Below are 14,788 nucleotides of genomic sequence, written 5' to 3' on the forward strand. Positions count from 1 at the left end.
CTTCTTGTCTGCCTTTAATTAGTTGGCTTGGGATGCTTGCAGTGCCCTGGGTGCTTTTCGCGTTTAAGAACACTCGGGCAAGGCTCGCTATAGGGTCAGTAATCGGAACAGGGCGATCTTGTTGATCTGCGCCAGCGCGCATTTGAATTCGATGTCCGCCGAATTGTGAATGCGCGTTTCGAACGCCGCGAGGATCTGATGCCGGTTGCTGCCTTTTACCGCCATGATGAAGGGAAACTTGAACTTGGCCTTGTAGGCGTCGTTCAGCTCGGTGAAGCGAGAAAACTCTTCGGCCGTGCATTGGTGAATACCGGCGCCAGCCTGTTCATGGGTGCTGGCTTCGGTCAGTTGGCCCTGGACGGCGGCTTTGCCGGCCAGGTCCGGGTGAGCGTTGATCAGGGCCAGTTGGCTTTCGTGATCGGCGCTCAACAGGATATCGCTCATGCGCTGGTGCAGGGTTTCGATCTCGTCGATCGACGCGTCCTGGCCCAGGTCGAAGGCCTTCTCGGCCACCCATGGCGAATGTTCGTAGATGTCGGCGAAGGCTTTGACGAAAGCGTCGCGGCTCAGGGTCGACGGTTGCAGGGTTTGAAAGCGGCTCATTTTGCGGCCCCTTGGTACGGATGGGTTTCGTGCCAGTGGCGAGCGATGTCGACGCGACGGCTGAACCACACCTGTTCATGACTTTTAGCGTATTCGATAAAGCGCTTGAGTGAGGCCAGACGCGCCGGACGGCCGATCAGGCGGCAGTGCAGGCCGATCGACAGCATCTTCGGTGCTTCGGCGCCTTCAGCGTAAAGCACGTCGAATGCGTCTTTGAGGTATTCAAAGAAATCGTCGCCCTTGTTGAAACCCTGGACCTGGGTGAAGCGCATGTCGTTGGTGTCCAGCGTGTACGGGATCACCAGGTGCGGTTTGCCGGTCGGGTTGTTCGGTTCCCAGTAGGGCAGGTCGTCGTCGTAGGTGTCGCAGTCGTAGAGGAAACCGCCTTCTTCCATCACCAGCCGGCGGGTATTCGGGCCGGTGCGGCCGGTGTACCAGCCCAGCGGGCGTTCACCGGTGATTTCGGTCAGCACGCGGATCGCTTCGAGCATGTGCTCGCGTTCCTGCGCTTCGTCCATGTACTGGTAGTCGATCCAGCGATAACCGTGGCTGCAGATCTCGTGGCCGGCCTCGACCATCGCGCGGATCACGTCCGGGTGACGCTGGGCGGCCATGGCCACGGCGAAGATAGTCAGCGGAATGTCGAATTCCTTGAACAGTTTCAGAATCCGCCAGACGCCGACACGGCTGCCATACTCGTAAAGGGATTCCATGCTCATGTTACGCGCGCCTTGCAGCGGCTGCGCCGAGACCATCTCCGAAAGGAAGGCTTCGGATTCTTTATCGCCGTGCAGGATGTTGCGCTCGCCGCCTTCTTCGTAATTGAGCACGAAGGACAAGGCGATGCGGGCATTGCCCGGCCAGTGTGGGTGAGGAGGGTTACTGCCGTAACCGATCAGGTCGCGTGGGTAGTCAGCGCTCACTGCAGTCTTCCTTCTTATTCGTTGACAGATTGTGTGGCGTGCCTGGAAGTGGGAAGACAGGCTGGCGTCACAGCGATGGGCTGATTGTATACAACTTTATATCCACTTTGTAAGCCTGAATTTTTGCATTTTTGATGAACTGTCATCTTCACATGTTATTGCAAGAAACCTGCCCAATTGGTCAGCTAATGGATGGAAGGTCCTCTGATAGTATGGTTTGGCGTCAGATTCGCCGGGAATCCTTGAATGGCAGTGCTTACTGGAAAAATGTCGTTTTTATTGTGTACAATTTTTTTGAAAAGTGTCTTAATCAGTCGCTCGCCGCAGCGTTTCGTGCTCCGAATCGGTGCGGTCTCCTTTTCAACTGACTTCGGGAGGCGCGAGGTCTGACTGCTCCACGCAGGCAGACGCGCAGAATCAATGGGACGTTTGACTACACACGTTTTGGACGCTGCACACGGTTGCCCGGGCAGCTCGATCAAGGTCGAGTTGTACCGCGTTGAAGGCTCGCAGCTGGAATTGGTCGCCAGCGCGATCACCAACAGCGACGGCCGTGTCGATGCACCGCTGCTGCAAGGCGATGACTACCGTTCCGGGGTCTATCAGGTTCAGTTTCATGCGGGCGATTACTACCGCGCCCGTGGCGTTCAGCTGCCTACGCCTGCGTTCCTGGATGTGGTGGTGCTGCGCTTTGGCATCTCTGCGGAACAGGATCACTATCACGTGCCGTTGCTGATTTCGCCGTACAGCTATTCCACGTACCGCGGCAGCTGATCCCCCAAGCAGCTGCCTCAACCTGGAAGCGACTGCGCATATAGCTTCTTTGGTCTTTCGCCCGCCCACACTGCGGGCTTTTTTTTGCTTGTTGTTTGAGCAAGTACATTGGGTTGCACCTCGTGAGCCGACTGCGAGGTGCACGCGTTTCTCAATCAGCGTTCCTTGATGATGAAAACTGAAGGACTTCCAGCGGGTAGGTGCTGGACGCCGCCTATTAGCCATACCACATCACCACGCGCATCAGCGGCAAGCAGCAACTGGTGGGCTTCGACGCCAATTCGCGCGCTCAGCATAGGGTCTGCAAGCTCTGGCGCGCGCGGCGGTGTGATTTCAATCGCGTTAGTCTCCACACGTCCCAGTTTCAAAAAATAGACCTTGTTGTGATTGGGTCTGTTAAATACCAGCGTTGGCGGGGGGAGCTTGACGTTGTCCACGTTTGCAGGAAGGAAGACCTTGTAATTGCTGCGGCCCAGTATCGAGGCGAGCAATAACGGCAGTTGGCCCGGTTCGGTGGGCCGCTCTGTGTAATCCCTCCAGGCAGGGGCGCTCTCGGGTTTGAAGTTCAACTGCTGCAAGTGCACCACGGATTCCGGAGAGTGCAAAGGGACTATCCTCCGCGGGCCGTCACTGCCGGAAGCGACAGGCAATATATCCAGCGGATCGCCGAGTCCTTTGACGCCGATGGTCGATTTCCCCTCCCAGTAGCGGAATGTTTGCATCATGGAGGCCAACCCGCCGCCGTTGATTTCCTCCGATCCACTGGAAAGCTCAAATAATCGCTTTGCAACGGCGCGCGATGTGGGTTCGGTGAAACCCTTGAATGCATCCGCGACATGGTGTGTGAGTGTTTTCTCGAAGAGACGAACAGCGCCGTCAACTTTTCGAGTATTTGTGCCTGCGTGGTGGCTAGTGGCTACAGGCTGCAATGAGGGTGCTTCGTGCAACATGCGTTCGAATACCTCGAAGCGGGATGGCGCAAATTCCGGGTGTTGAAGGAAAACGATGGGTAGCCGATCGGCCAGTGGCCCCTTTGGTACGATGTGGTAATGGAGCTGACCAATCTGTACGGATTCCACCGATTCAGGTTTGGTTGTTTTTCCCCAGGATGCCCACAAGTACGGGTTTCTATTCAAGGTTGAAGCATTATGGTTGGCGCCTGCTTCCGCATGGTACGCATCGACATTTTCATCCAGGCGAGGGCGCTTGCTCGGGCCCGGACCGGCATCTTCGGCGTCTGGTAGCAGCTGATGGCCGGCCATTTGGGGGCTTTCGCCTAAAGCTGCGGTGATGGGGGCTTTACGTTGCCAAAGTGTCATCCCTTCAATGCTTTCGAGTACCGGGCCAGAAGGAATCAATTCGATCGCTGAGGTCGCCTGATAATCCCCGCCGGCATTTTTGCGGATCATGACGGTGCCTCCGTCCGCAAGGTCAACATAGGTTCTCTTCAACTTGTCGTAGCGGATCCCGTCTGTATCTGGTTTTGACAGCTTGTCGGCTAAATGCCGGGGAATGATCTCCAGCGTCTCTGGCCTCGTCGGTGCAATTGCCATCGGAACCCGGCCCTCTCGGACTATTCTCCACTGTGGCTGGCCAGGAATTTTCCTGAGAATCGGCCCTGCCTGGCCAGGCGCAAAAGGGAAGGGGACTTGGTAATCACCTTTTGCGTTTGCTCTGATCAGAAAAATGCCTTCCGGTCCAATATCAGCGTAAAGCTGTTGCCGGCTACTCATGAAAAGCCCGGTTTCGTCGATCCTGAATAGTTGATCAACCTGGTTTCGAGGCCAGGAAATCATGTTGGTAGCGGTCTCGGCGGCGCTTGCAGCGTTAACCGGCATGTCGGTGATGACGATAGGCTGACGAGAGACGATATCGGGTGACGTACTTGATACATTCGTGTCGGAAACAGGCCCTCCGTCGCCCAGAGGCCTGCCACCTCGTACCCGATTATCTCCTGACGAAGATCTTGGAGGTGTCGCTGAAGTGTCAGGTGTATTGGAGGTTGAGGTCCTTTTTGGTGGTCTGGCCATGACAATGGTTCCGATAAATATTCTGCTGAATGTCCTAGTCAGGAAGTGCACCTGAAGATGACGAGGAAGTTGTTGGCTGTCAGTAGGGCGCGTGAACGTGTACGGCCCCAGACATCACAGTCTCAAGTTTTGGTGAATTTGGATTTTGAAGTGCAATAAATATGTATGGGTTGAAACGGTATTTGCAACAAAAGACTTCTGCTCAAAAGTTGGACTAATGGTGATGATTTTTTGGGTATGTTCTAAAAGGTTTTGCAGGCGTCTAAAAGAATTCGCAGGTTGGCGGCGCTTACAGGAGGGGAGGAAGTGGTGCCGGACTCCATCAATTCGTAGCAATGTTGCAGTTGGTGCGCGCACCGGTTCAGAGGCACCAGGTCGGCGTAATGGACAGTACGGGATTTGTCTGAATCAAGTATCCAGTGACGTTTCGACAGATTGTAAGACAGCGTGCCGACCGTGCTGTCTTTCATTGCTATATGTCGAACAGCGATGTCTTCCATTTTTAGTGATGTCATTTCTGCCGCTATTGCTGCTTCGTTCGGAAGGTGGTTTTTAAAGTACCTGCCGTCGAGTGAGTCAATGTACACCTCGTCAAAATCAAGATCGACTTTGTAAATAGCGCCGTTTGGAGTGATCACACGTATTTGATCTGTCAGATCTTGAGGGTCGTTGTATTGCGGTAGATGAATTACGGCGTGTCCAATCAGCAAGTGGTTGTCCACCAGTTTGATCCTGGTGTAGGCGAGGCCCGTTGCGTCGAATTCCCAGGTAGACGCCGACTGTGATTTGATGGTTGCGTTCGCGCGTGCACCTGGCGTTGAAATGCGTAACGTCATTTCGGAACCGAGGTGAACAAGGTACGTCGAGCCGTCTCCGACCAGGTTCTCGATAGCCGTTTGCTCGGGGTAAGAGATAAGTTTGACGCATTTCTCTTGGTTGCCCAGCTGATGAGCGTCATTATCGAAGGGTTGATGGTAGACATGCTTTCCATCTCTGGCCTCTAACGGCAATGGCACCTCCCTGGTTCGCTCCATCGGGCCGTTTATCTCAAACTGATCGTTTGAAAATGCTGTATCGGGTAAGGAGGGTTGGTTGACCCGATAAGAAACGCCATCGTTCATGATCAGAATGAAATGTTGGTTCAACGTCTTGTCGGGGCGCGTTAGTCGGCTCGTGATTCTTTGGTCTCCACTCCAGATAGAACTGGCCAGGTTCTTGATAGTCAACCGCTTACGGTCAAAGTGAAAAGTCAGGCCGCATTCCTTATACAGGATGCGGTCGAAATCACGTTGACGCATCAGGTCTACGTTGTAGTATGCCTCGATTCGTGTCAGTTCATGATTGGCGTAATCAATATAAACGGTGGTCAACGTGTTTGTGCTTCGTTGCTTTACTCTAAGCGTGGTATGTTCATTGATTCGCGAAATACAGTAGTTCTTGTCTTTGTCGTGCGCGATCGTGGATTCACCATTGTAGAGAATGATCGGATTTTGAATGATGCCTTGTTGAGTGACCACGGCTGCAATGTCACGCGGGTCATCGGTGTTAATGGTTTCAGGGAATTCAGGCATCAAATGAAATCCGTCCTTTGTAATGAAAGTCAGTTTTCCATTCTGTAGTTGCCGTTGGTTGTTGACAATTTTGTAGACACCCTTGATGTAGATATCCCGTTCGCTGAGGTCGTTGAGATCAAATCCTGAGGTGATGACCAGCGACTGTTTTTCTATCTTCCAGCTTTTTATCAGGTCCATTCTCCAGTCAAGCGCAATGACACTCTCGTCTACACCATCCTCAGTAATAAATACGTTGCCGGGTTTATGCGCAACAGCATAGTGATCCTTTCCGGGGCCGCCGGATGCGGAACCATGATTGTTCAGAAGGTAGATTTGATCATCCCCGGCGCCCGCCTCAATGGTATCGCGACCCCGAGACTTGATTATGTTCGGTCCGTCTGTACCTATGACCTTGTTTTCCGCGCCGGCCAAGGTTTCTGCGTTTTCAATGCCCTCTAAAAGCGTGTGTCGATAATTAAAGCGGCTGTCGTTGGTCTGGTCGTGGGTGATGATAGACAGCCGCCCATCGTTCAAATCGATGACATATCCGAATCGTTGCTTGTTACGCTCAGGGTAGTTACCGGTGATTGTCAACGTGTCGTTGCCAAGGCCGCCTTTCAATGTAGTGGGTAGTGGGTCCTTTGGGCCGTTTTTGAGGAGGTCTGCGGCGCCCTCGAAGATGAATTCATCATCTTTTTCACCCCCGGTCAGATGCTTGATGCCTGCGGCGTAATAGAATCTGTTGGGCTTTTTTTCAATGCCATTAATGGTGTCGTTTCCGCCACCAATAAACCATACCGCGCCTTTGTTCTCTCCTGGCGTTCCGAATTCCGCGCCTGGCATGTCCGCGGTCACTCCGTCGCGCGCATCAATAGTGTCGTTACTGTCAATAACATACGGTTTCGGGACGGTTTTATAAGTGTATTGCTGAGCATCCCAATCGAAGCTGGTTACTTGGGTCGGCTTGAGCTCTACCTGAAACTTGCCATTTACAATGATCTCCGTGGTGTCCTTTAACTTACCTTCCAGTAATTTTCGCGCAGTCGCTTGTAATAACCTCGAATGTTCAACGGTTGATTTGGCAATCGCGTGGCGAGTTTGAATGTCTTCGTCGGGACTTATTCCCCAGAAGGCGAACCAGCCTGTACGCAGGCGTTCATGGGTAGTGAGTTCGATGTAATCATCGATATCGTCGACGACGCGTACCGCCGCATAGACCTGGGAACCTGCGACCAGAAGAAGTCCGGCTGCCAACCCCACTGGCCCGATAAAGGAGAAGCCAGCCAACGCAGCGGCCCCCAAAATTAATGTCATTGCCGCGCTGGTCACGCTCAAGCCTGCGCTGACGTAGTGATCCATGGATTCTTTGCCTGTCGCTGCCGCTGCGTTATTAAAGGATTTAACCGCGGAGATGACATCGAAGGGCAATGTCAGTGCGCTGGTGATCAGACCCGCACCCCGGCCTAGACGAACGCCGAAGCTGGTTTTGGCAAAATCCTTGTAGGCTTTTTGCCCTGCCTCAATCATGTATTTTGCTTGTTTCGTGACAGCGACTTCGACGGCTAGCGAAGTAACTTCTGCTGAAATGCTGAGGCTATTGAATACGATCTCGCCTTGATCTTTCCGGGCAATGGCGTCTTGCAGTCCACGCAGGCCGCTATATATGCCAAAGGCTTGAAGTCCGGCTCCCATACTGACCATGCTGCTACTCTTGATCCGGTTCACCCAGTGAGGTGTGCTTTTGGACAAGTGCGCGTGGCGTATATCAAGCTTCTGTGCCGATTTCAGAAGTTTACCCAGTTTATGTCGATGCTGTTCTGGATCGGCGTGCGTGTCAGTATTGGCGCTTATCAGGGCGGGAGCCGTTAGCGGACGCTGGGTCGCCATCTCAAAAAGTAATGAAGGCAGTGTGTAATCGTCTTTTGTGCCGGTAGAGCGCATACGGGCTTCAATAGACGAAGGATCAAACTGCAAGGAATTGACAAAAGACCGCCTGGGATGTCGGAAGAACGTATTTTTACCGTTCAGCCGTTGACCGTTTGATGTTGCACCCAGTGCATCCAGTGCACATCGGGTGATCGAATGGGTGCCAATCTTGATAGGACCGAAAAGCTCATCTACAACACGGAGCTGACTTTTATTGGCATTTGTATCTTTAGGGGCCGAGGTGACGCTTTCCTTTTCGAAATCGATGGTGGACGGTGTATATTCATTGGCGTGCAGGTCAATGTCCGTAACTTCGACGGCGTTATATTGATCGGTGTTGGGTGATTGGAAAACGATTGCCATAAGAACTTCCTTGTCCAGGCGTTGTGTGCGAAGTCGCATCGCCATGTTAGGGGGAGTTCTGAAGCGGCAAATATATATATTTATATCGCGTGTTGCGGGTTGTTACGAGGCAGGGTTGAATTGTTGCCGTCCTTGGCAAACAATTCTTAGTGTGGCGGTGTCAATAGAACCTAATTGAGATGAGGCTTGGGGGTTAGATGTTATCCGACTAGTGATTGCTTAATAGGGAGGCAGCACCTGCTCCACTGAAGAGTCCTGCGCTCACCCGGTTAAACCAACTTTGTCCCTTGCCACTGCGCCAATACTTGGCCGCACCATGAGCACCCAGCCCATAAGCCAACTTGCACAGTAGATCCAGCACGGTCCAGGTCGCAATCATCACCAGCAACTGCGGCAGAAACGGTTGCTCGGCACTCAAAAACTGCGGCAGGAAAGCAGCAAAAAACAAAATGTCTTTCGGATTGCTCGCGCCTAGTACGAATGCCCGCCCGAACAGTGCACGAAAACGCGGCACCGGCGCCGCTTGGGGCACTTCAGCGCCCACCGATGGCTGACGCGATTGCTGCCAGCTCTGCCAGGCGAGGTAGAACAGGTACAGCGCGCCGACGATTTTCAGTGCGCTGAACAGCTGTTCCGATGCCAGCAGCAGGGCGCCCAGACCCAGCGCCGAGGCACTGAGCAAGCAAATCGAGGCAATCACGCCACCCAAGAACGCCGGGTAAGAACGGCGCAAACCGTAATTCAGACTGTTGCTGATCATCAGCAAAGACAGGGGGCCCGGGATCAGGATCACCACCAGCGCAGCGCCGCTGAACAGCAGCCAGGTTTCCAGACTCATCACTTTCCTCCATTTATGCAAAAGCCCCACCCGACGGGGTGAGGCTGTTTTGAAACACTGTTTTTGAAACGTAGACGGCTTACAAGAAAATAAACTTGGCGATGAAGATCGCGCACAGCACCCACAGACTGACGGAAATGTCCTTGTGCTTACCGGTGAAGGCCTTCAGCACCACATAAGTGATAAAACCCAGCGCGATGCCATCGGCGACCGAGAAGGTCAGCGGCATCATGATCGCGGTAACGATCGCCGGAATGCTGTCGGTCGCTTCGTCCCATTCGATGTGCGCCATGCCGCCCATCATCAGCATTGCCACGTAAATCAGTGCGCCGGCGGTGGCGTAAGCGGGAATCATGCCGGCCAGCGGGGCGAAGAACATGGCGGCAATAAATAGCACACCTACGGTCACGGCGGTAAGACCAGTCCGACCACCCGCAGCTACGCCAGCGGCACTTTCCACGTAACTCGTTACAGGAGGCACGCCGACCACCGCACCAAATACACTGGAAGCACTGTCGGCTTTCATGGCGCGAGAGAGGTTTTCGATCCGGCCGTCAGCGTTCACCAGGTTGGCGCGTTGGGCGACGCCCATCAGGGTGCCGGCGGTGTCGAACATGTGCACAAAGAGGAAGGCCAGCACTACGCTGATCATGCTGACGTTGAACACGCCGGCAACGTTCATGGCCATCCAGGTGGGCGCCAAACTTGGCGGGGCAGACATGATGCCTTCGTAGTGGACAAGGCCCAGACCCCAGCCCGCGAGAGTCACTGTGATGATGCTGATGAGAATCGCACCGAACACTTTGTGGTAGCTGAGCACGGCGATCATCAAAAAGCAGATGGCGGCCAGCAGTGGACCGGGCTCGCGCAGGGAGCCGAGCTTGATCAGGGTGGCCGGGCTATCGACGACGATGCCGGCGGTTTTCAGGCCGATCAACCCTAGAAACAGACCCACTCCGGCGCCCATGGCATAACGCAAACTCACTGGGATGCTGTTGAGCAACCATTCGCGAATCCGCGAAAAGGTCAGGAACATGAACAACACACCGGAAACAAACACCGCGCCAAGGGCGGTTTCCCAGTTATAGCCCATGGTGCCGACCACGGTGTAGGTGAAGAACGCGTTCAAACCCATGCCCGGCGCCAGGCCAACCGGCCAGTTCGCGTAAAGGCCCATCAACAGGCAACCCAGCGCAGCAGCGATGCAGGTCGCGACGAACGCGGCACCATGATCGATCCCGGCATCGGCCATGATGTTGGGGTTGACGAAGATGATGTAGGCCATGGTGATGAAGGTTGTCAGACCGGCAATCAGCTCGGTCTTCACCGTGGTGCCATGCAAGCTGAGTTTGAAAATGCGCTCAAGCAAGCCATTGCGTAACGGCGGCGAGAGTTCCAGCGTCGGGGCTTCGGATTTGCGGCTTTCCACAGCGAATACTCCTCAAGAGTTTTATTGTTATTTCCAGGGCCGGACCCATGAGGGTGGCAGCGGCCCTTTGAGGCACTTGCGAGTTTGTTGACCAGCTGGTCAGGAACTCGCACGAAGTGGATTATGCTTTTGTATACAAATAAAGCAAATAATGTTTTTGGTTTTGTAGACGAAAAGATTGGCAATAGGGATATATCGCCGGGAGGGATGCCTTCGCGAGCAGTCTATCGCCGGTGTGCGGGCGAAAAAAACCGGCGAACGGCCGGTTTTTTCTGTTCGGGATTTGCAATGTTGACGCTGGCCTCATCGCGAGCAAGCTCGCTCCCACAGTTGATTGCATTCCAAATGTGGGAGCGAGCTTGCTCGCGATGGCGTCAGCTCAAACAACCCAAATGTATCAGGCCGCCGCAAACCGCTTATCCAGATAATCAATAATCACCTTGGATTCATACATCCAGGTGGTCTGCCCGTTCTCTTCAATGCGCAGGCACGGAACCTTGATCTTGCCGCCTTGCTCCAGCAGGGCCTGGCGGTCCTGTTCGTTGTTCTTCGCATCGCGCAGCGCCACCGGTACGTTCAAGCGGCGCAGGGTGCGGCGGGTTTTCACGCAGAACGGGCAGGCGTGGAACTGATACAGGGTCAGGTCCTTGGCAGCCGTGTTGACCTGAGCCTGGACCTCGGCAGGGCGCTGCTTTTTGCCGGGGCGGGTAAGGAAATCGATGAAGATGATCAGTTGGCCAAGGCCGACACGAAGCGCTTTTACGAACACGGAATAAGCCTCACAGGGCGAACGGAAGGCGCGCAGCTTACCTGATTTTTCACAGGCGAAAAAAAACCGGCGATGAACGCCGGTTTTCTTCGTGCTGCAAATTACTTGATCAGGCTGAGAAACTCGCTCCGGGTGGCGGCGTTTTCGCGGAACTCACCCAGCATCACCGACGTGATCATCGACGAATTCTGTTTCTCCACACCGCGCATCATCATGCACATGTGCTTGGCTTCGATCACCACCGCAACGCCCAGGGCGCCGGTAACTTGCTGGACCGCATCGGCGATCTGGCGGCTGAGGTTTTCCTGGATCTGCAGGCGGCGAGCGTACATATCGACGATTCGCGCGACTTTCGACAGGCCCAACACTTTGCCGCTCGGAATGTAAGCGACGTGCGCCTTGCCGATAAACGGCAGCAGGTGGTGTTCGCACAACGAGTAGAGCTCGATGTCCTTGACCAGCACCATTTCGCTGTTGTCGGAGCTGAACAAGGCACCGTTGGTGACTTCTTCCAGTGTCTGTTCATAGCCGCGGCAAAGGTACTGCATGGCTTTGGCGGCACGCTTTGGCGTGTCGAGCAGGCCCTCGCGGGAGACGTCCTCGCCAAGTTGACCAAGGATGGCCGTGTAATTCTGTTCCAGGGACATGAAACTACCTGTGGGGATTTTCGCAAAGGGCAAGGGTACGGTGGCAAACACGGCGCTGCAAGCGTGATGCGACAGGTTTACTCGTCTCGGCCTTCCATCATGGTCCGTTTGAGCATCACATAAACCGCGCCAGCCCCGCCGTGTTTCGGTTGGCACGAAGTGAAGCCGAGTACCTGTGAGTGCTGACGCAACCACGTGTTGACGTGGCTTTTGATCATCGGTCGCTTGCCGTCCAGACGCACGGCTTTGCCGTGGGTGACGCGCACGCAGCGGATTTCGAATTTGGTCGCTTCGGCCAGAAACGCCCAGAGGGTTTCCCGGGCTTTTTCCACCGTCATGCCATGCAGGTCGAGGCTGCCTTCGAACGGAATCTGTCCGATCTTGAGCTTGCGCATCTGGCTTTCCTGAACCCCGTCACGTGCCCACATCAACTCGTCTTCCGGGCCGACGTCGATGACGAACTGATCGGACAGACCATCAACGGTGGTGGCATCGGTGCGAACGGTCGCGGCTTGGCGCAGCTTGGCGATTTGCGCGCGGTCGGCCTTGGGTTTGCCGGTTTCGGCGCGATCGTGCTTGATCGGCTTGACGCCTTGGATCGCACTTTTGAACAGGGAAAAATCGTCGTCTTGCATGTCAGCCTCCGCGAAGGGCGGCCAGTTTACCCAAGTCGAGGCGCTATCCATAACAATTGAGGCCCGCCAAAATGCCGGGCCTTTATTCAATCGTGTTTTTTCATCAGGTGCGGAGACATGTTCAGCTCTCGCGACTGGCGCGAGCGGCGACGGCAGCGACGCCACAACCACACACCGATGTAGAGCACGAACAGGCCAACCGCCAGAATGATCGCCGAGCCCAGCGGGCTGGCATTCAACTCGCCCAAGGCCGGGGGACGGCCCAGCAGGCTGGCGGCACCGGCCATTGCCAGCAACACACCGCACGTCGCCAGCAAGGCAGCAAAGGCTGCGCCGAATCGAAAACGCCAATTGCGTTGGCCCTTGGGCCGCAAGCGGCGAGCGTCAAAACCATCGGATAACTTCATTCCGACCTTCCTCAATGGGTATCGGCCCTTCGACCGGGAGTTGTCCGGGATGTTCCTGAGGCTAAGTCAATTGCAGCAAATGAGAGGCTTTAGCGGATGAACGGCGGTATTGGCCGCTCTCGAGGCCTATCAGATCAGTTCATGAGTGAGCGCGAGGGTGGCGAAGTTGTCCGCCATGATCGCCATTTCGGTCTGTTGAACGTGCTCGGCAGTGAGTACGCCACCTTTGTAGGGCAAATCGCGAGTCGCGCAGGCGTCTTCGACCAGGGTGCAGCGAAAGCCCAGGTTCTTTGCCGCACGCACGGTAGTGCTGACACTGGAGTGGCTCATGAAACCGCAGACGATCAGATCCAGGGAGCCGAGCTCTTGCAGCCGATCGTACAATTGGGTGCCATGAAACGCACTCGGCAGCAGTTTGCCGATGATGGTTTCGTCCGCCTGTGGCTCCAGGCCCGTGATGAACTCACCGCGTTCGCCCTGGGGATCGAACAGCCCGCCGACGGTGCCGAGATGACGCACATGCACGATCGGACGACCGGCTGCACGGGCAGCGGCCACCAGTTGCTTGATGTTCGCGACGGCAGCATCCATGCCGCTCAGGGCCAGCGGGCCGCTGAGGTATTCTTTCTGGGCATCGATGATGACAAGGGTCGCATGACCCAGATTGGCTGCTGCATAACCGCGGCCGCTGAGTTGAAACATCGTTTTTGGAACGGACATTCTGGGGCTCCTTGGAGTGGGGCTTTTGCGACATTGTCCTCTGGCTGAGCGGTTCTGTGAATCGCTACTATCGTAGACGCCGTCGTTGTTGGCGTGCAGCCTTGTCAAGGTGCAGGTTTTGTTCAATAGCCAACAGCAAAAATGGATATGTCCTACATCTGATCCGCTGTTTTCCTGCGTCGTCGTGGCGCGTTTTGGCTGTTAGAATCGCCAGTCGTTTTTTCTGGAGTTTACCCCCGTGATCACTTCCCGCCTTCGTACCCTGCGTGACCATATCCGTTGGGCCGTCAGCCGCTTCCATGGGGAGGATCTGTTTTTCGGCCATGGGACCGACAACGCCTGGGACGAAGCCCGTCAACTGGTGTTGGGTGCCTTGCACTTGCCGTGGGAAATCGCCGACAGCTACCTCGACTGCAATCTTGAAGACGACGAGTTGGTCAAATTGCAACGCATGCTCAAGCGCCGCATCGAAGAACGCATTCCGACTGCTTACCTGCTGGGCGAAGCGTGGTTTTGTGGTATGTCGTTCATCGTCGACGAGCGTGTGCTGATCCCGCGTTCACCGATTGGCGAGTTGATCGAAAAACGTTTTGAGCCATGGTTGGGTTCCGAGCCTGTGCGGATTCTCGACCTGTGCACCGGTTCCGGCTGCATTGGTATTGCCTGCGCCTATGAATTCCAGAACGCCGAAGTGGTGCTGGCGGATCTGTCGTTCGAAGCGCTGGAAGTCGCCAACCAGAACATTGAGCGCCATGGCGTTGATGAGCGGGTCTACACCGTTCAGGGGGATGGGTTTGATGGTCTGCCGGGGCAGCGTTTCGACCTGATCGTGTCGAACCCGCCTTACGTCGATGCGGAAGATTTCGCCGACATGCCGGATGAATATCAGCACGAACCCGAGCTGGGTCTGGCTTGCGGTGATGATGGTTTGAATCTGGTGCGACGGATGCTCGCCGAAGCGGCGGATCATTTGACCGAGAAGGGCTTGCTGATTGTTGAGGTGGGCAACAGCCAGGTCCACGTCGAGGCGTTGTACCTGGAGGTCGACTTCGCCTGGCTCGATTTCGAGCGCGGCGGGCATGGTGTGTTCATGCTGACCGCGGAGCAGTGCCGCGATCATCAGGCGCTGTTCGCCTCTCGCGTTTAACCCGCAATGATCGTTCCCACGCTC

Annotated in this window: 13 protein-coding genes; 2 read left to right on the forward strand and 11 right to left on the reverse strand. The window is 55.2% G+C overall.

Annotation, left to right across the window (positions count from 1 at the left end; genetic code table 11):
* Positions 1-87: 87 nt before the first annotated feature.
* Together uraD and puuE are read right to left on the reverse strand one after the other, a co-directional pair.
* On the reverse strand, positions 88-603 hold the full coding sequence (gene uraD / locus EYC95_RS23415) for a 2-oxo-4-hydroxy-4-carboxy-5-ureidoimidazoline decarboxylase (RefSeq protein WP_131062433.1): 516 nt from the start codon (positions 601-603) through the stop codon (positions 88-90).
* On the reverse strand, positions 600-1,526 hold the full coding sequence (gene puuE / locus EYC95_RS23420; protein ID WP_131062434.1) for an allantoinase PuuE: 927 nt from the start codon (positions 1,524-1,526) through the stop codon (positions 600-602). The genes uraD and puuE overlap by 4 nt, the downstream gene beginning before the upstream one ends.
* A 420-nt stretch (positions 1,527-1,946) precedes the next feature.
* Between puuE and uraH the strand changes: the two genes are divergently transcribed.
* Positions 1,947-2,300, forward strand: a complete 354-nt coding sequence (gene uraH / locus EYC95_RS23425; RefSeq protein WP_123409019.1) for a hydroxyisourate hydrolase — start codon at positions 1,947-1,949, stop codon at positions 2,298-2,300.
* 155 nt (positions 2,301-2,455) lie between these two features.
* Here the strand turns inward: uraH and EYC95_RS23430 are convergent, their stop codons facing one another.
* The 9 genes from EYC95_RS23430 to EYC95_RS23470 form a co-directional block, all read right to left on the reverse strand.
* Positions 2,456-4,096, reverse strand: coding sequence for a hypothetical protein (locus tag EYC95_RS23430; RefSeq protein WP_256656991.1), 1,641 nt, complete (start codon positions 4,094-4,096; stop codon positions 2,456-2,458).
* 476 nt (positions 4,097-4,572) lie between these two features.
* Positions 4,573-8,172, reverse strand: a complete 3,600-nt coding sequence (locus tag EYC95_RS23435) for a calcium-binding protein (RefSeq protein WP_131062436.1) — start codon at positions 8,170-8,172, stop codon at positions 4,573-4,575.
* Positions 8,173-8,380: 208 nt separating this feature from the next.
* The gene (locus tag EYC95_RS23440; RefSeq protein WP_131062437.1) at positions 8,381-9,010 is read right to left on the reverse strand and encodes a LysE family translocator; all 630 of its coding nucleotides are present in this window, start codon (positions 9,008-9,010) and stop codon (positions 8,381-8,383) included.
* Positions 9,011-9,089: 79 nt separating this feature from the next.
* Positions 9,090-10,439 (reverse strand): NCS2 family permease, encoded by a 1,350-nt coding sequence (locus tag EYC95_RS23445; protein WP_131062438.1) that lies wholly within the window; start codon positions 10,437-10,439, stop codon positions 9,090-9,092.
* A gap of 397 nt (positions 10,440-10,836) precedes the next feature.
* Positions 10,837-11,208, reverse strand: a complete 372-nt coding sequence (locus EYC95_RS23450) for a glutathione S-transferase N-terminal domain-containing protein (RefSeq protein WP_131062439.1) — start codon at positions 11,206-11,208, stop codon at positions 10,837-10,839.
* A 101-nt stretch (positions 11,209-11,309) separates the two neighbouring features.
* A complete protein-coding gene (gene folE / locus EYC95_RS23455; protein WP_003204506.1) occupies positions 11,310-11,855 on the reverse strand; it encodes a GTP cyclohydrolase I FolE in 546 nt (181 codons plus the stop codon).
* A 77-nt stretch (positions 11,856-11,932) separates the two neighbouring features.
* On the reverse strand, positions 11,933-12,490 hold the full coding sequence (locus EYC95_RS23460) for a Smr/MutS family protein (RefSeq protein ID WP_131062440.1): 558 nt from the start codon (positions 12,488-12,490) through the stop codon (positions 11,933-11,935).
* Positions 12,491-12,576: 86 nt separating this feature from the next.
* Entirely contained in the window at positions 12,577-12,897 is a 321-nt protein-coding gene (locus EYC95_RS23465; protein WP_010456650.1) for a hypothetical protein, read from the reverse strand.
* Between the two features lie 129 nt (positions 12,898-13,026).
* Positions 13,027-13,617 carry a cysteine hydrolase family protein gene (locus EYC95_RS23470; RefSeq protein WP_131062441.1) on the reverse strand — a complete coding sequence of 197 codons (591 nt, stop codon included), beginning with the start codon at positions 13,615-13,617 and terminating at the stop codon, positions 13,027-13,029.
* A 238-nt stretch (positions 13,618-13,855) separates the two neighbouring features.
* Here EYC95_RS23470 and prmB point away from each other — a divergent pair, with 238 nt between their 5' ends.
* Positions 13,856-14,764 (forward strand): 50S ribosomal protein L3 N(5)-glutamine methyltransferase, encoded by a 909-nt coding sequence (gene prmB / locus EYC95_RS23475; protein ID WP_131062442.1) that lies wholly within the window; start codon positions 13,856-13,858, stop codon positions 14,762-14,764.
* Positions 14,765-14,788 lie beyond the last annotated feature (24 nt).

It is taken from the genome of Pseudomonas sp. BGI-2 (assembly GCF_004310295.1).
Classification (GTDB): Bacteria; Pseudomonadota; Gammaproteobacteria; order Pseudomonadales; family Pseudomonadaceae; genus Aquipseudomonas.